The organism is Pseudoalteromonas sp. T1lg122, assembly GCF_002964825.1.
GTDB classification, from domain to species: domain Bacteria; phylum Pseudomonadota; class Gammaproteobacteria; order Enterobacterales; family Alteromonadaceae; genus Pseudoalteromonas; species Pseudoalteromonas gelatinilytica.
On the sequence record NZ_PQCG01000023.1, the window covers coordinates 56112 to 78629 of the forward strand.

Consider the following 22518-nt stretch of genomic DNA (forward strand, 5'->3'; position numbering starts at 1 on the left):
GCCTTATTTTTGCTGTTTTTCCCAATCATCGATAACCTTTTTCAGCTCATCAATATCATGTTGTGAGAGTTGCTCTGATTTAGCAAAGCCACTCACCAGCGGCGCAATTCGGCCATTAAAAAAGCGTTCAATAAAGCTTTGGCTTTCTTTTAATGTGTATTCTTCACGAGCAATGCAAGGGGTGTAGTTATATTGGCGACCTTGTTTCTCGAAGCTTAGTGCGCCTTTTTTAACTAAACGGCTTAATAGCGTTTTAATGGTTTTTTCGTGCCATTCTTTATCGTCACTTAAACGCACAATTACTTCACTAGCCGTGGCTGGGTAGCCAAGCCATACCGCATCTAATACTTCAAATTCAGCTTTAGAAAGTTCAATCATTTTTATGCCTACAGATGTAATCTTTAATTTAAGATTACACGCGTAATCAAATAATGCAAACTTTTTTGTTAGAGAACGTCACTTTTTTTGATACTGACTATCTGCCCTTCGGGCAAATTCAGCGTGGTGAGTGACAGTTTTGCGATATCTGTGCGGTACAGGTCGATGACTTTGTAGCCACAAAAACGTGCCATTTTACGTATTTGCCGGTTTAAACCTTGCTTTAAGACGATGCAAAACTGTGTTTCGGTGACTTGAGTCACCTCACAAGGAAGGGTTATTTGTTTATCTACAGGCACACCGTTTGCCATTTTTTTACAAAAATCACTATCAAGAGGTTTATCTACGGTGACTAAATAGCGCTTGGGTTGGTGGTAATCAGGGTGGATCAGTTGATTACAAAACTCACCGTCATTAGTCAAAATTAACAACCCACGAGAGTCCTTGTCGAGCCGGCCAATTGGGTAAACGCGAGTAGTTTTAGGCAGGCTATGAATAAGGCTTGTTGGGTCGTCAGCATTTAATTTGCAATCTATACCAACAGGCTTGTGATATGCAAAGTAGGTGAGTGGCGCTTTAGCTGAAATTTTTTCGCCAAGTACAATTACATCATCGTGCTCATTAACGTGATCTATGTGATTTGCAGCACGGCCATTTACTGTTACCTCACCTTGATCTATCAAGCGTGATGCTTGCTTTCGAGAACAAACACCTGCATGGGCAATAAATTTAGCAAGTCGTACTTTTTCTAGCATGAGTGATTTTTGTACAGTTAATTTGATCACAGTATATCAAACCCGCGTATAAGAAGTACTACATACAAAAGGGGTTCGACATGGCAATTAAGTTATCTGAACTTGCAGCGCACCAACCACTGCAAAAGGTTATCCTTCATTCGTTGGAAATGGCACTGTATCAGGTGTCTGTGGTGATCAATAACGTTGAATATTATGTCACTGATGAGCAAGGTGAGTTTATTCGCGATATTAGCCCGTTGCACATTCAAAAGCGCCTCGATCACTTAAGTTATGGTGATATGGTTTTACGCCACACCAGTGCTTATGATGAGATGTGTGGTCAGCCCGAAAAGCTGGCCAGCAACATGCTTGAAGTACCCTATGGTAAGAACCACTTATACTGATTAACGATATAAGCGTATACTGAGTCATAACATTTTATATACCCAAACCACCTCAAGATGCGAGTTTCAGTTGGAATTAAATGCGATTTAGGCAAGGCATTGATTGCAAGTAATAGTGTTTCTATTGTTAAAATCAATAACGCAGTATAAATTGCATTTAAACCAACCCTTTGGGCGCTTCACAGGCACTTACTCTCATCGTTGTTACTTCTTAAAAGGGACTGCCATTCTTGCAAAGTAACGCCTTGATATTAAGCACCTGTGAAACGCTGAATTCTGCATCTTGAGGTGGCTTGGGTATATATACTATGTATCAATTAAAAAGTGATGACTCAGCTGATCTCAACAACCAGCTAAGAGAACAAATTGTTGCTTTCAACGCCGTGCATTTTAATGCCGAGCGTATTCCCGTTGGATTTAAATTCGTTAATAAACAAAACACTGTTGTTGCTGGTATTCATGGCCAGGTATTTGGAAATTGGCTGCTTATTAGTTGGCTATGGTGTGATGATAAGACGCGTGGTAAAGGGCTTGCGACACGATTACTCGCTGAATTAGAGTGTAAAGCTAAAGCGCTTGGTGCAAACACCGCACAACTTGATACGCTCGATTTCCAAGCTAAACCCTTTTACGAAAACAACGGCTACCAAGTCAAATATGAAATGCGTAACTACCCACTCGACGGCTGCCGTTATTTTATGGAAAAAAGCCTTTAAATATCAGCTTTTACTCACTTCGCTTTAAGCACGTCTTGCTCGGTAAAAGTAACACCTAAGAAAGGTGTTGCTTCTGGGGCAAGCATGAAAGTGCGGATGTTCATGTGGTCTTGCCCTTCAGGATTGTGTAATACGTCATCACGATAAAACGCGCCAAAGCAATCTAGGGTGTTTTGTTTACTTAGTTGATTAAGCTTTGCAAAGGCAAAAATTTTACACGAACCATTATTTTCATTAGCCGCACTTAACAGCCCATGATTATTAAAAGCGCTTGGGGTAAAGTCATAATTGTTGTCTATGACCGCCATGGTGTCGGTAAATTCAATTTGTTGTGGTGAGTTTGCTAATGTTGCCAGGAAATCGTTCAGAGTCATTGCTTGTCCTTAAAAATTGTTCTTTATCAACTCTAACTCATTCACTTGCTGATTGATATTAAACTTAAAATTCTCTAAAAAGTTCATACCAAGCAAGCCATAGCCAACATGATTTTCTATTACCAACACTTCAAAATTACGAATACGTTGTTGTCCGACTTGAAACGACTCGAGTTGATAACGCTGCGCTTCAACAACGCCATTAGCTGTGTTTACTTCTAGTGTGCCAAGGTAATTGGCAGGACTATTCAGCGAGTTTAATTGCGTTTGATTTATGACTGTAAAGCTCGCGCCCGTGTCGATCATCAACTCGGTTTCGATATCATCGTTGATAATACTGTTCACTAAATAGTGTGAACCTCGAGCGGTTAATTTTATAACTTCAACTCCTGCGAGGGCTTGTTGAATCAACAGATGTAACTGCTCAGCTTGCTGTTTGTATTCATGATCTTCAGGCAGTTGATCTAGGGTTATTTGGCTCGCGACATAATCTTCTAAATGATAGTTAGCTAATGCATGATTATATAAGTAATGCGCGTTACCTGGCGCGTAATCAAGCCACTGTTGACTGCTATTCAGCAATGCCTGCCATTGTTGCGCCGCACTAAGTTCATCAATATAGGATGTGCTTAGCTCGTCTATTTGTTTGTTAAGTTGTTGCTTATCATTGCTGTCTAACTGGTTGCTAAGAGCCAGTAAATTGATAATACCTTGTTGGGTATCACCTTGTGCGATTAAACGCTTAGCTTCAAGTTCAAGCATGGTGACATCGTAAGGGTGACTATTTAAAAAGGCCGTTAAAAATTGCTCACTTAAGGTGAATTTTTGATGGGAAAGCCATGTCTCAAGTTGTTGTTGCCAAATTTGTTTAAGTTGCCTTGCATAGCGAGGTTCATTAACAAGCAATTGGGTGTACTCGGCCACCGCTTTGTCGAATAATTGGTTGCTAAATAGCGCAACAGCTTGTTGAAAATGGGCTGGTAAAACCGCGCTTTTCTTGACTATGGGAGTGGTTGCTACAGTCTCAATTTGTTTTGGCTTCACGGGGTTAAACAGCTGCCAAATAAAGTATCCGTTTAAGCTAAGAGAACATAGCAATAATAATTTAAGAAAAGCATTCATCCGTTTTGCCCAATCATTTAATCTTTGTTGTTTACTTACTCAGCATAAAACAAATTTTTGAAAGTCGTTACTTTTTAACTAAATGATTGAGCGCCATGATATTGCTTATTTCAATATCAGCTAACCCTTGATAACGATATTGCGTTGCTTGGTTATTAAGCCAAACGCTTTGGCAGCCGGCATTATTTGCGCCTTGCACATCAGTATCTAGGCTATCGCCAATGTGCAAAATTTCCTTGTGAGGCACCTTTAAGTGTTTGGCTGCGCTATCAAATAAGGCGCTATGCGGCTTCGCTTTTCCGTGTGGGCCTGCTTGTAAAACTAACTCAAACACGCCATTAAGGTTAAACTTTTCTACTTCAACATTACCATTGGTGATGGCGATGAGGCGGTAGTGTTTACTGAGATTAGTAAGTAATTCAAGTACTTCATCAGTCACGTTTATTTGACTGCGGGCATCAGCGAATGCCTGATAAGCATTTTCGGCATGCAACTGAGCTTGCTCTGCTGAAAAACCCAGATCGGTCATGGCATAGTGTAATGCTGCTTGTCGCCAGCGTGTAACGTCATCAATTAAAGTTGCATCATGTTTTAAAGCACACTCGCGGCATGTTAACCAGTAGCTCATGCTATCGGTGGGCCATTGTTCTAGCGCTTCGAGGTAATCAGCTTGTGCTTGCAAGGCTGACTTTATGATCGGATGGTTGTTGTAAAGTGTGTCGTCTAAATCAAAACTTAAAACAGAAACTGGCGATAGGGCACGGTTAAATCGGATCATAATGACAAGGGTTTACTCTGAAGTTGAGCGCTTTTTAGCGCGTGGATGGGTGTTATCGTACACTTTAGCTAAATGCTGAAAATCTAAATGCGTATAAACTTGAGTTGCAGACAAACTACTGTGTCCTAACAGTTCTTGTACGGCACGCAGATCCCCTGATGATTCTAAGATATGTGATGCAAACGAGTGGCGCAATTTATGCGGATGCACTTGCGAGCTGATCCCTTGCTTAATTCCCCATTCTTGCATCCGTAAGCGAACTTGGCGTACGGAAATTCGCTTTTTTTGGCTGCTAACAAACACGGCTATTTCATCAGGATGTGCAAATTGAGGGCGAATTTTCAGCCATGCTTTTAATGCACTGAGCGCTTTGCTGCCTACAGGTAATAAACGTTCTTTGTTACCTTTACCACGGACTAAAATTTCGCCTTCAGTCGGGTTTATATCTTGTAAGTTAGCACCAACTAACTCGCTAATACGCAGACCCGAAGAATACATTAATTCCATCATAGCTTTGTCACGAATAGCTAAAGGCTCATCATCTGGCAGTTCTAGTAGCTTAGCCATTTGATCTACGTCTAAATTTTTGGGTAAAGGCTTGGAAAATTTAGGCCCTTTAATGGCCTCTGCCGGATTGTGATAATGTGCCTGACTGGCTATATTTTTGGCTTTTAAGAATTTATATAAACTGCGAATACAACTTAGTTTTAAACTGATTGTGCGACCACTTAATTGTTTGCTGCGCATTTGCATGCTGTAACGGCGAATATGCTCACCTTGAACAGCAAACCAGTCTTCACATAGTTTACTAAAGTACAAAGCTGCGAAGCCTAGCTGGCTAGTATATTGGTTTACTGTGTGCGCTGAGTATTGTTTTTCGTAGCGTAAGTAGTCTGCAAATAGTTGGATGGGTGTTCGCCAAGCATCACTTAATTCATCAATGTCTGGCGTCGTCACATCGCTCATGCAAGTTCCAATAAGCGCAGTTGCAATGAGCGCACAAACTCAAGGACAAAAAAGCTGTCTTTTGCCGGTTCGAAGTGATTTACGTCATCACTACCAAACGCCAAAATTGCCACAGGGTGTTTCGTGTTACCAATTAGATATAAAGCAGTCGATTGAGTCGTGTCTGAAAACAGTAAGTCTCTTTCTTGTTGGCTTACTCGACCCAAGTAAATGCCGTCGTTTTGCAGGCGATGAGCAATTAATTCATCAAACTTTTTATCGTACTTAACTAAGTGGCATTCGTTAATGGATGGGTTCGTGCAGATAATATTGCGCAAGTTGCTAGCCAGTGTCGTAAAGTCGTAGTTAGTCCATAACTGACGATGACAGTCGCTAAATAAGCGGTAAATTAACTCGTTTTCTTTTGCTTGTTCAACGAGCTGCTCAATCTTATTTTTTAATAACGTATTGTGTTCACGTAATTGGCGCTGTTGAATATGCACCAAAGACGTTGCTCCCGCCGTTTGCTGTTGTAGTTCAACTTCAGCGAGCACATCAGGGTTTTTAATAAAAAAATCAGGGTGTGCTTTTAAATATTCAGCAATTTGTTGTTCTGTTAGTTTGCTCATAGTGCCACTTGTCCATCAAAAACATGCTCAGCAGGGCCTGTCATTCGTACAGGGTGGCCTTCGCCTTGCCAACGTACTTGTAAACTGCCGCCGGGCAAGTCAACTTGTACGGTAGTAGCAAGTTTATTCTGAATTTGACCAACCACGACCGCAGCACAGGCACCTGTACCACAGGCTAAGGTTTCACTAACGCCACGTTCCCACACTCTTAGTTTAATGTGATCTTGCGAAATTACCTGCATAAAACCAACATTTGCGCGTTGTGGAAAGCGTTCATGATTTTCAAGCAGTGGGCCTAAGGTGGTGACTTCTGCGGTATGAATGTCATCAACTTCTAACACGCAATGCGGGTTACCCATCGATACTGCGCCACTAAATACCGTATGTTCTTCCGTGCGAAGAATATAGGTCAGCTCACGCTTGCTGGCTTTTAATGGGATTTTGTTCGGTTCAAAATTGGGATGGCCCATATTTACCGTTACTTGACCATCTTTCTCTATATAAAGCGTGAGGTTACCAGACTTTGTTGAAACCGAGATTTTATGCTTATTGGTTAGGCCTTTCATACGTACAAAGCGGGCGAAACAGCGCGCACCGTTGCCGCACTGTTCAACTTCGTTACCATCGGCATTGAAAATACGATAATGAAAATCGAGATCAGGAGAGTAAGGGGCTTCAACCATAAGCAGTTGATCGAAGCCAATGCCGAAATGGCGATCTGCCAGCTTCTTTATTTGATCACGTGATAAAAAAACATTTTGAGTAATGTTATCAATAACGACAAAGTCATTACCTAGGCCGTGCATTTTTGAAAAATTAACTAACATAACGCTCTAATTCGGGTTTGCTCTGAGCTAATCATGCCACAGAGCAGGGCGGTTATAAAAACGTTTATGGTAAAATTTTCTCACCTTGCCAAAGGCTTTCTAAGGTTTCGCGTTGGCGAATTAAATGGCTTTGCTGACCATCCACCATAATCTCTGCAACACGCGGGCGTGAGTTGTAGTTTGAGCTCATTGTGAAACCATATGCGCCAGCGCTGCGCTGCGCTAAAAGGTCACCGGCTTGAAGTGCAAGCTCACGGTCTTTGCCTAAAAAGTCGCCGGTTTCACAGACTGGGCCGACAATGTCGTAGTTGTAAGTAGGCGTATCATCTGCGCGAGGTTCAACTGGCACAATACTTTGCCAAGCTTGATACAGTGATGGACGCAACATATCGTTCATGCCTGCATCAACAATAGCAAAGAACTTATCTTGGTTTTGTTTAATAAACTCAACTTTAGTAACTAAAATACCTGCGTTGGCTGCAATCGCACGACCAGGTTCAAAAATAAGTTCTAAATCTTGGTAGTCTGCTAATCGAGCGGTAATTTTATCAACATACTCGCTTGGATGAGGAGGCGTTTCGCCATTATAAGGCACGCCAAGACCACCACCGATATCTAGGTGAGTTAGCTTGATGCCAACCGCTTTTAACTCTTCGATAAGAGTCAGTACTTTTTCAAGTGCTGCTAAGAAAGGTTTTATTTCCGTTAGCTGCGAACCGATGTGGCAATCTACACCGGTAATTTTTAAACCGGGTAATGATGCTGCATGTTGATACACAGTCACCGCAGTTTGAATATCAATACCAAACTTATTCTCTTTTAAGCCGGTTGAGATATAAGGGTGCGTTTTTGCATCTATATCTGGGTTTACGCGAATCGAAATCGGTGCCACTAAGTTAAGATCCGTTGCCACTTTTGAAATACGCTCAAGCTCAGCCACTGACTCAACGTTAAAACACTTGATCCCCAATTCAAGTGCATAGGCAATTTCGTCAGCGGTTTTTGCAACGCCAGAAAACACAACCTTACTTGCGTCTCCGCCTGCTTGGATAACACGCGCAAGCTCACCTTTTGAAACGATGTCAAAACCTGAACCAAGTCGCGCTAAAATATTCAGCACGGCAATATTTGAGTTGGCTTTTACGGCATAGCACACCAAGCTCTTATGCGACTGAGCAGCGTCTGCAAATGCTAAATAATGACGTTCAAAGGTTTTGCGAGAATAGATATAACAAGGCGTACCATATTGTTCGGCAAGCTCTTTGACAGCGATGTCTTCAGCGAACAGCTGATTATTATTGTAGTTAAAAAAGTCCATCTATTGGTCCTGTTTTTGCTCTGGTTGTTCGGATGGATCAGCTTGTGGCTGAGACTTTGCAGGCGGCTTAGTATCATCTGGCAGATAAAGAGCACCACTTTGTCCGCAACCTGCTAGGGTTAGTAGAAGGGCGCTTAGAGGTAAAATGGTTTTTAATTTTTGGCTATGAGTCTCTTTCATTAGATTAATACGGTTGCTGGCTTTATAATCGCAGAGTAACAGAATATTTAAAAAATGCAGCTATTCGCGGATGAATTTATTCCTGTTACACTTGATGTACACAATCTGCCCCCAGATCTAGGCTTAAAGCCAGTTAAAGGACACTAAAATGACTGATCATGAATACCACACACTAGCCGATGCATTAATGCTAACTATTGAAGAGCAAATCGATGAATGTGATGCCGATTTAGACTATGAATCAGCGTCAGGTATTTTAGAAATCATCTTTCCTGATCGCAGTAAAATAGTGATCAACAAGCAAGCACCATTACACCAAGTTTGGGTAGCGACTAAATTTAACGGTCACCATTTTGAACTACGCGACGATAAGTGGATTGATAACCGCTCAGGTGCAGAGTTTTGGCAATTTATGTGTGATGCAGCAACTCGCCAAGCAGGTCAAACAATTGAATGGCGTTCTGAACTATGAGTTTAGAGTTTGTTGAATATCCAGCGCAAGGTGATCACAAAGCAACGGTTATCTGGCTACATGGTTTAGGTGATTCAGGTGATGGTTTTGCGCCCGTTGCACCGCAACTTGCTTTACCAAAAGAGCTTGGTGTGCGTTTTGTGTTTCCACATGCGCCAGTGCAACCGGTCACCTTAAATGGTGGGATGGCAATGCGCTCTTGGTACGACATTAAATCAATGGATTTAGATAAGCGTGCTGATGAGCAAGGAGTGCGTGAATCTGCTGCAAAAGTGGCTGCAATTATTGACCAAGAAATTGCAAAAGGTATCGCTCCTAACAAAATTATTCTTGCCGGTTTTTCGCAAGGGGGTGTGGTATCGCTGCACTTAGCGCCACGTCTAGATTATAAATTAGCGGGTGTAATGGCACTTTCAACCTACATGTGTGTGCCTGCAAAATTAGCCGATGAAGCCAAGCAGCAGGGGTTAAATATTTTTATGGCACATGGTCGATTTGACGATGTGGTACCGCATAGCGCAGGCAGAAAGCATTTGACGTGCTTAGCGCAAATAACATGGAAGTAAGCTGGCAAGACTATCCGATGGCGCACCAAGTTTGTGGTGAAGAACTAATGGCTATTCGAGAGTGGTTAATTGCTCGCTTGAGTTAATTTTTGGTTTTAGAGGCCAACATGACAAAGAAACTTGTAATTACAGCAAATATGAATACCGTTGAACCGGTTAACTCAGCGCCGACGGCAGTGACCTATCAATGGCATTGGCGACGCATCTTTATGGTTAGCAGTGTTATCTTAGTTGCGCTGGCTATATTAGTGTATAGCTTTATTGGCGCTGTAAATGCAGAGCAATCACCGCAAGATGAGCCGCAATCAGAGTTTGCAAATGCTGAGCTACAAGCGCCTTTGAATGACGCTGAGCAAGAAGAGCCAAAAGAAATCGTCGCACCGTCTATGAATGAGCAAACACCGCTGGCTGATAACACAGAAACAGCTAAAGCAGAGGTTGTGAGCTCAAACATTGTAGAACCTGAGGTTACGACAGTAGAGGCTGAGATCGACAGTGAACAGGTTGTTGACGCGCAACAACCGGAAACATCAGCGGTCACTCTTGATGAAGAGCCACTCCAAACAGAACAGCAAGCAGAGATTGCTGCAGCGCCCGATGCTCAGCAGCAGTTTTCACAGTCAGCACATATTGCCAGTGTCGCAATTGGCGCTAAAATAGACACAGATAAAGTAAGCCGCGCAGTATTAACTACCGATGTTGTTGATCGAGAACCAGTAAACGTTCTTAAAAACGATGTAAAATTAGCGCAAATTAGCAATAGCCTGAGCTTTTTTAGCGAGCTTAGAAATATGCAAGGGCAAACTGTTCGTCATCAATGGTATTACCAAGATCAACAGCTTGCTTCAATTGAATTAGCGGTAAGTAGCCCACGTTTTCGTACTTATTCAACGAAAAACATCATGCCAGAGCAATTGGGTGATTGGCGTGTTGAAGTTATTGACGCAGAGGGCAACTTACTGGCCCAAAAAGAATTTAGAATTTTAGCTGAGTAATATTTAGTATCAGCCTGATAATTAATTGGATTTTTCATGACACAGACAACAAAACTAGTTCGTATCGCTACCCGTAAAAGTGCACTTGCTTTATGGCAGGCAGAATTTGTAAAAGCTCAATTAGAGCACTTCCATGACGACGTAACGGTAGAGTTGGTTCCTATGTCGACGCAAGGCGATATTATCCTTGATACGCCACTGGCAAAGATTGGTGGTAAAGGCTTATTCGTAAAAGAGCTTGAGCAAGCCATGCTAGATGGCCGTGCAGATATTGCGGTGCATTCAATGAAAGATGTGCCTGTTGAGTTTCCTGAAGGCCTAGCATTACACACTATTTGTGAACGTGAAGACCCACGCGATGCGTTTGTATCAAACAACTACAAAAGCTTAGATGAGTTACCACAAGGTGCTATTGTTGGTACATCAAGCTTACGCCGCCAATGCCAAATTCGCGAAGCTCGCCCAGATTTAGACATTCGTGATTTACGCGGTAATGTTAATACGCGTTTAGCAAAACTAGATGATGGTCAATATGATGCAATCATTCTAGCTGCAGCGGGTCTAATTCGTTTAGAAATGCCTGAGCGTATTACAGCTTTTATCGAGCCAGAAGTATCATTACCTGCAAATGGTCAAGGTGCTGTGGGTATTGAGTGCCGTATTGATGACGAAGTAACAAAAGCATTATTAGCGCCACTCGAACATACTGAAACTCGTATTCGTGTTAATGCCGAGCGTGCTATGAATCGCCGTTTAGAAGGTGGTTGCCAAGTGCCAATTGGTGCATTTGCATTGGTTGAGGGTGAGCAAGTTCATTTACGTGGTTTAGTGGGCGCTATTGATGGCAGCCAAATGCTACGTGATGAAGTGACAGGTCCAGTGGCTGACGCAGAGCAGTTAGGTATTACACTTGCTGAAAAGTTACTTGAGCAAGGTGCTGATAAAATTTTAGCTGAAGTATATAGAGACGCTTAATATGCATATTTTGATAACTCGTCCAGAAGGAAAAGGCACTGAGCTTGCTCTTGAGCTTCAGCAGGCGGGTTATCAAACAACCCTGTGTCCAGTCCTTACCTTAGATTATCTCACTGTTAATAGTAGTGAACTCGCACCGCTAGAAAATGCCGATAAAATCATTTTTATCTCGCAAGATGCCGTGCATGCCTTGTTAAAACTCACACCAACCATCAACAAAGCAGCGCAACTTTATGCGGTCGGTCAGCAAACTGCTGATGCGGTTTATGAAGCCTTTGGGCGTCGTGCTGCAGTACCCAAACAGCATGATTCAGAAGGTTTGCTTGAATTAAAAACGCTGCAAGATGTTGAGCTAAGTAACATTGTTTTAGTGAAAGGTGAAGGCGGGCGCACGACCATAGCAAAAACTTTAAAACAACGTGGTGCTTTGTTAAATCAGTTGGTTGTTTACAAGCGGAGCGCAATTGAGAGCGAACCGGGCAAGTGGATGGACCACTGGCAAACAATTGATGTAGAAGGTATAGTCATTACCAGTAATGCAGCGGTGGATGCCATTTTTAATGGCTTAAATGAGCCTCAGCGTGCATGGTTGAAAGAGCGGAAATTTTTCGTTGCCAGTGAGCGTATCGCTGACTATTTAAAGCAACAAAATGTCGCAAGAACACAGATACATATTGCTGCAGGGGCGAGCGATAGCGCTATGTTCACCTGCATTAATCAGCAAGGTAGCAAAATGAGTGAAGCAGAATCAAAACAACCCGCAAAAGCAGTGACTGCACAGCCAGAGAAAAAAGCGCAAACAACGGCAAATAGTGGGGCGAAAGCGCCTGTGCAAGCTAAAAAAGGCATCAGCAAAACAGGTAGCTTAGCGTTACTTATTTCACTTTTAGTGGCTTCTGCGGTTGGCTATGAGTTTTATCACAAATTATATAGCGATCAGCAATCGGCTGTAGCATTAACTGAGCTGACAGATGAAAACCTACGCTTACAGCAGCAAATTGATGCATTAAAAAGCGCACAGCAAACATTACAACATTCACTTTATAACAGTGAGCAAAAGGTCACTGATGCGCTGAATGAAAGTGCTGAGCAAACTCAGCAGCAATTACAAGCGGCTTTAAAGCGCGCCGAGCAGCAAACTTTCACGCTTAATCCGCAAGAAGTCACAAGCCTGCAACGTATGGCCGAATTTAAATTATGGGCTGAGCACGATTATCAAGGGGCTGCAGCTGTGTTATCGCGCTTAGATAGCTTGCTTGCAGAACACCCAGGTACAGGGGCTATTCGCCAAGCAATTCACCAAGATTTACAAACCTTGAATGCCATAGAGCCTGTTGCTGTTGAAGCAATTTATTTGAAACTGCATGGCATTAATCAAAAAGTGGATGAACTTCTATTTAATGCTATTTCTCTACCTGAAGAAGTCGTCAAAGAAGACCCAAATCAACTAAGTGAAAATGTCAGTGAGTGGCGTCAGAACCTTGCTAAGTCATGGCAGCAGTTTAAAGACTTCTTTGTTACAGTGCGCACACGTGAAGATATGGTTATCGCACCATTTTTAAGTGAACAAGAGCGTCACTTAGTAAAACAACGTCTGAGTTTATACTTAGCTCAAGCGCAAGATGCGGTATTAAGTAAGCAAAGCAGTGTGTATTTTAGTGCTGTTGATGCTGCACATAGCTTGGTAAAAGATTACTTTAAGCAAGATGATGCACAAACAAAAGCGGCATTAAAAAGCCTTGCTGAGCTTTCTAAAGAGCAACTCGATTTTAGCCCAAAAGTGTCACTGCAAAGTACTGAGCAGGTGAAGGAGTGGGCACAATGATCCGCTTTTTATTAATCATTATTGCAATTGCAGGCTGCTTGGGGATAGCCCCCTTTTTTATAGACCAAAAAGGTTATGTCTTAATTGCCTTTAATAAAACGACCATTGAAGGCACTATTTGGGGCATCACAGCACTTTTAATATTAGCATTTGCCGCACTGTTTTTGCTTTATAAGCTTTGTCGTTACGTAATGTCTTTATATAGCCATACACGCCATGGTTTTTTTGCGCGCAGTGAAGAGCGTAAACAAGCGGCTATTGAGCAAGGTGTATGGAGCTTAATCAATAACGATTATGCACAGCTGGAGCTTGCTCTTGATAACAATAGCGTGGCAGAAAAGTGGAGCGATGTACGTTACGCGCTTCTTGCTAAAGCAGCACTCGCAAACAATGACAGCGAAAGAGCAATTAGCTTTCTTGATAAAATAAGCCAAGATAAGCAGCTAAAAGTCGCTAATTTATGGATCGCCAGTGGCGAAACCAGCACTATTTTTGCTGACCTAAAAGCCTTAGCTGAGCGTAAAAAAGCCACTCGTTTAGAGCTTAAGATGTATGCCCATGTTTTAGTGCAAGAGCAAAAGTGGGCAGCATTAAATGACTTTATGCCGCGTTTATTACGTAAAAAAGCACTTTCTGAGCAAGAGTGGCAACAACTGTTTGACGGTTACTTTGCAGCGCAGTCAAACGCGGATTTATCTGAACGATATGAGCAATTAGCCAAAAACCTGAAACCATATGCTGAGGTAAGCTATTTAGCAGCGATGGCAAAAGCAGGTGAGTTAAACAAAATTGAGCTAAGCTTAATTAAAATGATCAAAAAACCGCTGCAGCATAAAGACTTAGCACGTATTTTACGTACTAGTAGCGCTGGCGATGCACTCAAGCTACAAGCAAGCTTGCAAGATGTATTGAAAAAAGACACCGAGAATACAGATTTGCTACTAGCTCTTGCGTGTTTAGCGAATGCTCATGGTGAATATGACTTAGCTGCGCGAGTGTTTGATAAAGCGCTTAATGCAAATAATCGCCATGCCTATTTGCAGCAAGCGGTACTCAGTTATAGTAAAAGTGCCCAGCCAGAAAAAGCATTGGTACTCTATCAATAATTTTACTCCAGGCAGCAAAGGAGCGATGGCTTGAAGAACTTATTTACACTGACAATAAGTATTGCACTAGCTTACTTTCTTACAGGGTATTTAAGTAATTCTTTGCTGGCGATTGATGGTTATGCGGTTGCTGCATGGCCGCCTTCTGGTATTGCGCTTGCCAGTATCTTGCTACTTCGAAATCGAGCCCTACCAGGAGTTTTGCTAGGGGCGCTCTTTGTAAACCTCATTCACCTTGATAAAGCTACCGATATTTTCCATTGGCAAATGATGCTGCAGGCTATTGGTGTAACAACTGCATCAACATTCCAAGCTTGGCTTGCCTATTACATTATTATTCATGTCGCTAAGCGCCCGATTGAATTATCGTCATTAAAGCAAAGTGTGCTTGGTTTAATGATTGGTGGCCCTCTGTGTAGCTTGATTGCGGCTTCAATTGGCACAGGCTTGCTGGTCATTAATAATGTTATTCCGAGTTATGCGGCACTTAATAATTTTATTGCATGGTGGATTGGCGACAGTATTGGGGTGCTGATTTTCACGCCATTAGTGTTAGCTGCATTTAGTTACCATCATACCCGCCAGCGACTACAAATTATTGTGCCGTCGCTATTAATCTATATGGTTATTTGTGTCAGTTTTTATGGTGCAGCCAGTGTAAAAAAAGACAAAGACTTACAACGCCAGCAAGCCAAAGTTAGTGCGATTCATACTAATCTTGAACACCAAGTTGATGAAATTAAGTCGCACCTAGCCTTACTCGCCACTTTTTTTGCTAGTAGTGACGTAGTTGATTTTGATGAGTTTAAGCGCTTTACAGCAAGACAAATGCAATACAGCGAAGAAATCCTTGCTCTTGAGTGGGCGCCTAAAGTTATTCACTCACAACTAAACAACTATCAAAACTTATTGCGTGATGAATTGGGCGCTGATTACTACGTGAAAGAAAAAAATGCTGCTGGGCAGTGGCAGCCAGTGAGTCAGCGAGCTGTGTATTTTCCGGTGCAATATATTCACCCATTAGCAGGGAACGAACCCGCGCAAGGTTTTGATTTGGCCTCAAACGAATTACGCAAACAAGCATTAACAGACTCTCGATTAATTAAAAATGTTACCGTCAGTGAGCCTATTACCCTGATGCAAGGTGATGGCAACGAAAAGGGCGTTTTATTCTTCAACCCTGTCTATTCAGACATTAATCACCAAGTCGGGTTTAGAGGTTATGTTGTTGCAGTGGTCAATTTAGAAGTGTTAGCACAAACACTTAACTTTAATCAGAACACAGAGATTGATGCCAGCTTCTATGATGTTACCGACGGCAGTAACCCAGTCGAAATTTATAACCCCCAACGTGTTGGCACAACGGCCATTGCGAGCTTTAACTTTATTATTGGTGAGCGTGTATGGCAGGTGAAATTATGGGAGTCAGTAGCACAATCATCATGGCTGCCTTATTGGCTGGCGCAAATAGTGGGTATGCTGTTTGTTTGGTTATTGATCACTTTTTTGATTTCAGTAACCGGCACAAATATTCAAATTCGTCAGCAGGTCGCGAAACAAACTCAAAGCCTTCGCGAAGAAAAACTAAAAGCCGATAAAGCCAGCCAAATTAAAAGTGAGTTCTTGGCAAATATGAGCCATGAAATACGCACGCCTATTAATGGTATTAAGGGGTTGCATTATTTAGCGATGCAAGAGCAAGACTGGCAACAAGCTCGTGGTTATATTGATCAAGCAGATGGTGCATTGAATGTACTATTACGGGTAATAAATGATGTTTTAGATTTTTCTAAAATTGAAGCTGGGCGATTGGAGCTACATCAAGAACCCATAGATGTGAATGCGTTGGTTAGTGAGCTGACTAACTTATTGCAGTTTGAACTTAACTCTCGCTCGTTAGAATTTAGTGTTGAGTTTGATGCATCTGAACACTTACTGCTCCACACCGACCCAATTCGTTTAAAACAAATATTGTTGAATCTGTTAAATAATGCGGTGAAGTTCACCCAAGAGGGTACGATTACATTACGTATTTGGCAGCAGGGCGAATTTACTTACTTTAGTGTTATTGATACGGGTATCGGCATCAGTAAAGAGGCACAACAGCGCCTGTTTAAACCATTCTCACAAGCCGATAGCTCAACCTCTCGTCGCTTTGGCGGGACAGGTTTAGGCTTGAGTATTTGTCAAAAACTCATTGTTATGATGGGAGGCGAGATAAGCCTCAGTAGCACTGAAGGGCAAGGATCAACATTTACAATTTCGCTGCCATTTGAATCACCTCTTGAAGAGGTCGTTCATAGTGACGATGAGTTAGCAGATATCGATGTGACTGCTGTGTCATTTGCCGATGATGCAATTCTATTGGTTGAAGATAATCCATTGAATCAACATGTGGCGAGTTCGATTTTAAAAACTAAAGGCTGCCAACCTGATATCGCGAAAGATGGCCATGAGGCTATTAAGATGATCAGTGAAAAAAGCTATGACCTTGTGCTCATGGATATTCAAATGCCGAATATGGATGGCTTACAAGCGACCAAGGTTATTCGCAATGAATTACTGATAACCGATTTACCGATCATTGGCTTATCGGCAAATGCCCATGATGATGACCTTAAGAAAGGCTTAGCCAGTGGTATGAATGGTTATTTAACTAAACCAATTGATGCTGATAAACTTTTTAAAACCTTGTGGCATTTTTTGCATAATGATAGCAGCCATTAAAGCAGACATTTGACCTCAAAAAAGTAAATAAAATCATCTAAACTTGAAATATCGCCGTGGGTACGTATGATCCGCGCAAATTTACTGAACCTGAGTGCTAATTATGATCAATAACAAACTCCCTTTGCTTGATATTCACCGTCATCTAGATGGTAATGTTCGCCCACAAACGATCTTAGACCTTGGTCGTCAGTTTAATCTTGAATTACCTGCTGATAACATTGAAGCGCTTATTCCGCACGTACAGGTTATCGACCCTGAGCCAAATTTAGTGGCGTTTTTACAAAAGCTAGATTGGGGTGTAAAAGTACTGGGTGATTACGATGCTTGTCGTCGTATTGCTATCGAAAATGTTGAAGATGCGATTGCCCAAAACCTCGATTACGTTGAGCTTCGTTTTAGTCCATATTATATGGCGCAAAGCCAAGGCCTACATCCGCAAGGTGTTGTCGAAGCGGTGGTTGATGGTGTTAAAAGTGCGTGTCAAAACGCGCCAATCAAAGCCAACTTAATCGGCATTATGTCGCGTACATATGGCACTAAAATCTGTCAGCAAGAGCTTGATGCGCTACTAGCTTTTAAAAATGATTTAGTTGCGGTTGATTTAGCTGGCGATGAAATTGGCTTTCCGGGCGAGTTATTTGTTGATCACTTTAAGCAAGTACACGATGCATACTTAGCAGCCACTATTCATGCAGGTGAAGCGCGAGGCAGCGAAAGTATTTGGCAAGCAATTAACGAGCTTGGTGCAACGCGTATTGGTCATGGTGTAAAAGCGATTGAAGATACTGCGCTAATGGATTATTTACGTGATAAGCGCATTGGTATTGAGTCTTGCTTAACCAGTAACATCCAAACTAGTACTGTTGCTGAGCTTGCTAAACACCCGTTAAAAACCTTTTTAGACCATGGTATTTTGGCATCAATTAATACCGATGATCCGGCAGTTGAAGGTATTGAAATAGCCTATGAGTATCAAGTAGCAGCACCTGCGGCAGGTTTAAGCCCAGCCGATATGGAAAAAGCGCAAGCTAATGCGCTTGAAATTGCTTATTTAAGCGATGCTGATAAAGCGGCTTTAAAACAGTTAGCTGCTAATCGTTAAGCAGCTAACTCGTCATCCTATACTTGGTGCTCTTGGCATGAAACGTAGTTTTCATATAATGCCTTGAGCACGTCACCTCGGCTGATCATGCCAACAACCTTACCACCCTCGATAACTGGGTAATTCTTTGGCTTACCCGTTTTCATGGCATCAGCCAACTCAATGATATTTTGATCGCTACTCACGGTAACAACATCGGTGCGCATGAGTTGTTTTACCTTTACCACGCCATCGCAGAAATAACTGTTTTGCATAAGCGGCTGCAGCAGCTCTTGTTCAGAAATAAAGCCGACTAGGCTTTTGTTATCATCAAATACCGGTGCGCCCAATAATTTAAACTTTTGTAGCTCGCTAATTGCGGTGGTCATTTCAGTTTCAGGCGTAATGTGTGGCAACTTACGTTGCATAAAATCTTGTACTTTTGTATTTAGCATTTGGGTCTCTCCCCATCGTTATTCTAATCAGAGTATGGTCAAGGAAATGCAGTTTGTGAAATCGTTTAGATGGATTAAGGCGATAGGTAAAACAAATAAAAAAGGCATCCAATTGGATGCCTTAAAAATAACCTGTATGAGTAAGTTATTTAATGAATGCAAATGCATCGGCGTACATGTTCTCACGTACCGCACCATGATTAATAAAATCATCGCGAACCACGCCAATCATGTCGAAGCGGCCTGCCATGTAAATATCGTATGGTTCTAAAGACACGATATCTTCCATAACGGCTTTGTGGACGTAACCGGTTTTGCCAGTCCAGCTTTGCGGTGCATTTTCAACCACAGGAATATATTGGAAATGTGGGTTGCTGTTTGCCCATGCTTGCATTTCATCATGAGCATAAAGTGCAGCTTGCTCACGTACACCCCAGTAAAATAATACAGGACGCTCACAGCCAATTTCAGCAAGGTGATCAGCCATTGATTTAGCGTAAGAGAAGCCAGTACCGCCAGCGAGTAGAATAATTGGGCGCTCACCCTCAACTCGCAGCTGTGATACGCCTAAACCTACTTCAACATTAACTTGCTGTTGCTCTGTATGTGCTTGACGTAAATGATCAAGCGCTTGCATCGCATACGAATCAGCACCCGCGGCACCAATGTGTAGTTCAATTTGCTCAGTTTGTGATGGGCGGCTTGCAATAGAAAAGGCGCGCTTATCTTTTTCGCCTAATACAAGTTGCATATATTGGCCTGCCTCGAATGACACAGGTTGCTGTGGTTTCAAAATGACCTTATGTACGTGGTCTGTAAGCGGGCTGATCGCAACAACGTCAGCGAGTAATGTTTGCATAGTTTACCTTTATAAGCACAGAAGCAAATTCGGTTATGAATCGCACTCATAACCGTTAAATTTTGAGCAGTTTAACATAGTCACAGCCTAGAGAATATCTAAGCTGTCCCATAATTCATCAACACGTTCTTTGATTTTTGGATCCATGACAATGGGCTCACCCCATTCACGATCTGTTTCGCCAGGCCATTTATTAGTCGCATCCATGCCCATTTTTGAACCAAGGCCAGAAACTGGCGATGCAAAATCTAAATAATCAATTGGCGTGTTTTCGATCATCGTCGTATCGCGAGCAGGGTCCATACGTGTGGTAATGGCCCAAATTACGTCGTTCCAGTCGCGTGCGTTTACATCATCATCGCAAACAATCACGAACTTGGTATACATGAATTGGCGCAAGAAAGACCACACCCCCATCATTACGCGCTTAGCATGACCCGGGTATTGTTTTTTCATGGTGACCACAGCCATACGATAAGAACAGCCTTCAGGTGGCAGATAAAAATCTACAATTTCAGGGAATTGCTTTTGCAGAATTGGTACGAACACTTCGTTCAATGCAACCCCGAGTACTGCTGGCTCATCTGGTGGACGGCCAGTATAAGTGCTGTGATAAATTGGGTTTTCACGATGTGTAATATGAGTCACCGTCATCACCGGAAACTCGTCTACTTCGTTGTAGTAACCGGTGTGATCGCCATAAGGGCCTTCTGGTGCTGTTTCATCCGGCATAATATAACCTTCAAGCACGAACTCAGCAGTAGCAGGCACTTGTAGGTCATTTGAAATCGATTTTACGACTTCAGTTTTACTACCGCGTAGTAAACCAGCAAACGCATATTCGCTTAGGGTATCAGGGACGGGTGTTACAGCGCCTAAGATTGTCGCAGGATCAGCACCTAATGCCACTGATACAGGGTAGGGTTCACCTGGGTGCTCTTTACACCATTCACGAAAATCTAATGCGCCACCGCGATGCGATAACCAACGCATAATAATTTTGTTTTTACCCAGTAGCTGCTGACGGTAAATACCTAAGTTTTGGCGCTTTTTATAAGGCCCTTTAGTAACCGTTAGGCCCCATGTAATCAAAGGAGCTGCATCACCCGGCCAGCAATGTTGGATAGGTAACTTCGTTAAGTCAACATCATCGCCTTCAAGTATCACTTGCTGACAAGGTGCTTTTTTTACTTCTTTTGCAGGCATATTCAATACTTGCTTGAATACTGGGATTTGCCCTAGTGCCTCTTTAATACCTTTTGGTGGCTCAGGCTCTTTTAGAAAAGCTAATAACTTACCGACTTCGCGCAGTTCACTGACATCATCTTGGCCCATACCCATAGCTACACGTTTGGGCGTACCAAAAAGGTTAGCAAGAACGGGAATGGTGTGACCTTTAGGGTTTTCGAATAACAGAGCAGGGCCTTCGGCACGTAACGTGCGGTCGGCAATTTCGGTCATTTCAAGGTAAGGATCAATTTCTTGTTTGATCCGTTTTAATTCACCTTTTTGTTCTAATAACTCGATAAATTCGCGAAGATCTTTGTATTTCATTATAGCCGCTTAAACGCTGAATAAACTGTCGCTATTATACTCAAAACCACTGATTAAGCTAATTTAGCCACGAAAGCATTTACTCTTACTTTGTTAAGCTACATTGGTACTTTTTACCTTTTAAAATCAGCATGGCCTCATCGCCTTTTGACCAAAACAGTACATTATCTGCACTGTATTTAACCCCTGAGCCGCTTACTTGGCGATTGAGTGAAAATTCAGCGTCCTTAAATGTCAGTCTGGCTTCATCATCACTGTATTCAACGATACTGGCGCTAAGGGTCTCATCGCACAGATAATTGCTCGGTGCACTTTGCTCAGCACACGCGCACAAGGTAACTAAAGCGAGTCCCGAGAGAAGTGGTTTAATCATAGAAACACCTCTATTTTTGAATGAGCTATAAGCCTAACAAAGAAAAATTAACCGTTGGTGAAAATGGCAGGATAAGTTATGTTGATAGTGTATTTAATGGGCAAGGAACCACCATGGCAGGCACAAATTTACTAACCTTACTTGATGATATTACAACACTTTTAGACGACATTGCGACGATGAGTAAAGTCGCAACAAAAAAAACAGCAGGGGTATTAGGTGATGACCTCGCTCTCAATGCCCAGCAAGTCACAGGGGTAACTGCCGATAGAGAGTTACCAGTGGTTTGGGCTGTAGCAAAAGGCTCGTTTATTAACAAAGCCATCTTAGTGCCCGCAGCGTTATTGATTAGTGTTTGGTTGCCTTGGTTAATCACTCCGCTGTTAATGGTTGGCGGCCTGTTTTTGTGCTTTGAAGGTGCAGAGAAAATTATCGAAAAACTGTTTGGTCACGCTCAACAAGAAGATGAAAGTGTGGTTGAACAACAAGACTTACAAGAATACGAAAAGCAAAAAGTGAAAGGGGCGATCCGCACTGATTTTATCCTCTCAGCAGAAATCATCGTGATAACGCTAGGCACGGTTGCTGGCGCAACGCTGGTTAATCAAGCTTTAGTGCTCAGTGTAATCGCAATTATTATGACCATTGGCGTGTATGGGTTAGTTGCAGGGATTGTTAAACTTGATGATGCTGGTTTGTATTTACTGCAAAAAGCGCAGCAAAGTGGCGGTAAGTTTAAAGAGCTCGTAGGTAAGTTTTTACTTGCTGCAGCGCCTAAGTTAATGCGCTTTTTAGCCTTTGCAGGAACGGTTGCTATGTTCTTAGTTGGCGGAGGTATATTGGTACATGGGATCCCTGTTTTGCATCACGCCCAGCAGGTTAGCACTGAGTTTGTAACGGGTTTACTTGGTAAAACCGGTGAGCTGGCTACGCCAATTATATTTGATGGTTTATTGGGCGTTGTTGCCGGCGTGATCGTCGTATTAGTGGTTGAACTTTGGCATAAAATTCGTCGATAAATAGCATTTGTTAACTCGGGTTTGTTAATTTATTGTAGCTTAAATAGGGTCTTTGCTTTATTATTGCTCAGCTAAAAATAACAATTAAATCGTTAAATGG

General features: G+C 42.3%; 24 protein-coding genes and 1 pseudogene. 11 read left to right on the forward strand and 14 right to left on the reverse strand.

Features of this window, described 5'->3' with window-relative positions:
* Positions 1–3: 3 nt before the first annotated feature.
* A complete protein-coding gene (locus C2M33_RS10450; protein ID WP_063700649.1) occupies positions 4–378 on the reverse strand; it encodes a BlaI/MecI/CopY family transcriptional regulator in 375 nt (124 codons plus the stop codon).
* 68 nt (positions 379–446) lie between these two features.
* Complete coding sequence (locus C2M33_RS10455) at positions 447–1133, reverse strand: pseudouridine synthase (protein WP_063700715.1); 687 nt, start codon at positions 1131–1133, stop codon at positions 447–449.
* An 80-nt stretch (positions 1134–1213) separates the two neighbouring features.
* Here C2M33_RS10455 and C2M33_RS10460 point away from each other — a divergent pair, with 80 nt between their 5' ends.
* Together C2M33_RS10460 and C2M33_RS10465 are read left to right on the forward strand one after the other, a co-directional pair.
* Positions 1214–1519 carry a DUF6482 family protein gene (locus C2M33_RS10460; protein ID WP_063700650.1) on the forward strand — a complete coding sequence of 102 codons (306 nt, stop codon included), beginning with the start codon at positions 1214–1216 and terminating at the stop codon, positions 1517–1519.
* 308 nt (positions 1520–1827) lie between these two features.
* A complete protein-coding gene (locus C2M33_RS10465) occupies positions 1828–2235 on the forward strand; it encodes a GNAT family N-acetyltransferase (RefSeq protein ID WP_063700652.1) in 408 nt (135 codons plus the stop codon).
* A 14-nt stretch (positions 2236–2249) separates the two neighbouring features.
* Here C2M33_RS10465 and C2M33_RS10470 read toward each other — a convergent pair whose 3' ends face one another.
* The 8 genes from C2M33_RS10470 to lptM form a co-directional block, all read right to left on the reverse strand.
* Complete coding sequence (locus C2M33_RS10470; RefSeq protein WP_063700655.1) at positions 2250–2609, reverse strand: HopJ type III effector protein; 360 nt, start codon at positions 2607–2609, stop codon at positions 2250–2252.
* 9 nt (positions 2610–2618) lie between these two features.
* A complete protein-coding gene (locus C2M33_RS10475) occupies positions 2619–3731 on the reverse strand; it encodes a retropepsin-like aspartic protease family protein (protein ID WP_063700657.1) in 1113 nt (370 codons plus the stop codon).
* A 67-nt stretch (positions 3732–3798) separates the two neighbouring features.
* Positions 3799–4509, reverse strand: a complete 711-nt coding sequence (locus tag C2M33_RS10480; protein ID WP_063700659.1) for an HAD-IA family hydrolase — start codon at positions 4507–4509, stop codon at positions 3799–3801.
* Between the two features lie 12 nt (positions 4510–4521).
* Positions 4522–5475: a tyrosine recombinase XerC gene (locus C2M33_RS10485; RefSeq protein WP_063700661.1), complete on the reverse strand. Its 954-nt coding sequence runs from the start codon at positions 5473–5475 to the stop codon at positions 4522–4524.
* The gene (locus tag C2M33_RS10490) at positions 5472–6083 is read right to left on the reverse strand and encodes a DUF484 family protein (RefSeq protein ID WP_063700662.1); all 612 of its coding nucleotides are present in this window, start codon (positions 6081–6083) and stop codon (positions 5472–5474) included. Before C2M33_RS10490 ends, C2M33_RS10485 begins: the two co-directional genes overlap by 4 nt.
* Positions 6080–6910 (reverse strand): diaminopimelate epimerase, encoded by an 831-nt coding sequence (gene dapF / locus C2M33_RS10495; protein ID WP_063700665.1) that lies wholly within the window; start codon positions 6908–6910, stop codon positions 6080–6082. Before dapF ends, C2M33_RS10490 begins: the two co-directional genes overlap by 4 nt.
* Positions 6911–6974: 64 nt before the next feature.
* Positions 6975–8228 carry a diaminopimelate decarboxylase gene (lysA, locus tag C2M33_RS10500; RefSeq protein ID WP_063700667.1) on the reverse strand — a complete coding sequence of 418 codons (1254 nt, stop codon included), beginning with the start codon at positions 8226–8228 and terminating at the stop codon, positions 6975–6977.
* The gene (lptM, locus tag C2M33_RS10505; RefSeq protein WP_054554660.1) at positions 8229–8408 is read right to left on the reverse strand and encodes an LPS translocon maturation chaperone LptM; all 180 of its coding nucleotides are present in this window, start codon (positions 8406–8408) and stop codon (positions 8229–8231) included. It lies immediately after the preceding gene.
* 148 nt (positions 8409–8556) lie between these two features.
* On the opposite strand from lptM, the gene cyaY reads away from it, so the two are divergent.
* The 8 genes and pseudogenes from cyaY to add all read left to right on the forward strand — a co-directional run bounded on the left by cyaY (position 8557) and on the right by add (position 18179).
* Positions 8557–8880 (forward strand): iron donor protein CyaY, encoded by a 324-nt coding sequence (gene cyaY, locus C2M33_RS10510; protein ID WP_054554661.1) that lies wholly within the window; start codon positions 8557–8559, stop codon positions 8878–8880.
* Positions 8877–9532, forward strand: a pseudogene (locus C2M33_RS10515) (alpha/beta hydrolase). The gene cyaY and the pseudogene C2M33_RS10515 overlap by 4 nt, the downstream one beginning before the upstream one ends.
* Positions 9533–9553: 21 nt before the next feature.
* Complete coding sequence (locus C2M33_RS10520) at positions 9554–10441, forward strand: DUF2914 domain-containing protein (RefSeq protein WP_105174412.1); 888 nt, start codon at positions 9554–9556, stop codon at positions 10439–10441.
* Positions 10442–10477: 36 nt separating this feature from the next.
* The gene (gene hemC, locus C2M33_RS10525) at positions 10478–11416 is read left to right on the forward strand and encodes a hydroxymethylbilane synthase (protein ID WP_105174413.1); all 939 of its coding nucleotides are present in this window, start codon (positions 10478–10480) and stop codon (positions 11414–11416) included.
* A 1-nt stretch (position 11417) separates the two neighbouring features.
* Entirely contained in the window at positions 11418–13241 is a 1824-nt protein-coding gene (locus C2M33_RS10530) for a uroporphyrinogen-III synthase (RefSeq protein ID WP_105174414.1), read from the forward strand.
* The gene (locus C2M33_RS10535) at positions 13238–14347 is read left to right on the forward strand and encodes a heme biosynthesis HemY N-terminal domain-containing protein (RefSeq protein WP_105174415.1); all 1110 of its coding nucleotides are present in this window, start codon (positions 13238–13240) and stop codon (positions 14345–14347) included. The genes C2M33_RS10530 and C2M33_RS10535 overlap by 4 nt, the downstream gene beginning before the upstream one ends.
* Before the next feature lie 30 nt (positions 14348–14377).
* Positions 14378–17074 (forward strand): CHASE domain-containing protein, encoded by a 2697-nt coding sequence (locus tag C2M33_RS10540; RefSeq protein WP_105174416.1) that lies wholly within the window; start codon positions 14378–14380, stop codon positions 17072–17074.
* Between the two features lie 103 nt (positions 17075–17177).
* Positions 17178–18179 (forward strand): adenosine deaminase, encoded by a 1002-nt coding sequence (gene add / locus C2M33_RS10545; protein ID WP_105174417.1) that lies wholly within the window; start codon positions 17178–17180, stop codon positions 18177–18179.
* A 17-nt stretch (positions 18180–18196) separates the two neighbouring features.
* On the opposite strand, the gene C2M33_RS10550 is transcribed toward add, so the two are convergent.
* The 4 genes from C2M33_RS10550 to C2M33_RS10565 all read right to left on the reverse strand — a co-directional run bounded on the left by C2M33_RS10550 (position 18197) and on the right by C2M33_RS10565 (position 21399).
* Complete coding sequence (locus C2M33_RS10550; RefSeq protein ID WP_054554669.1) at positions 18197–18613, reverse strand: CBS domain-containing protein; 417 nt, start codon at positions 18611–18613, stop codon at positions 18197–18199.
* 145 nt (positions 18614–18758) lie between these two features.
* A complete protein-coding gene (fre, locus tag C2M33_RS10555; RefSeq protein WP_058585406.1) occupies positions 18759–19472 on the reverse strand; it encodes an NAD(P)H-flavin reductase in 714 nt (237 codons plus the stop codon).
* 87 nt (positions 19473–19559) lie between these two features.
* Positions 19560–21026, reverse strand: coding sequence for a 4-hydroxy-3-polyprenylbenzoate decarboxylase (gene ubiD / locus C2M33_RS10560; protein WP_105174418.1), 1467 nt, complete (start codon positions 21024–21026; stop codon positions 19560–19562).
* An 85-nt stretch (positions 21027–21111) separates the two neighbouring features.
* Positions 21112–21399, reverse strand: a complete 288-nt coding sequence (locus C2M33_RS10565; RefSeq protein WP_063700686.1) for an MliC family protein — start codon at positions 21397–21399, stop codon at positions 21112–21114.
* A gap of 113 nt (positions 21400–21512) precedes the next feature.
* On the opposite strand from C2M33_RS10565, the gene C2M33_RS10570 reads away from it, so the two are divergent.
* Complete coding sequence (locus tag C2M33_RS10570) at positions 21513–22418, forward strand: DUF808 domain-containing protein (protein WP_105174424.1); 906 nt, start codon at positions 21513–21515, stop codon at positions 22416–22418.
* Positions 22419–22518 lie beyond the last annotated feature (100 nt).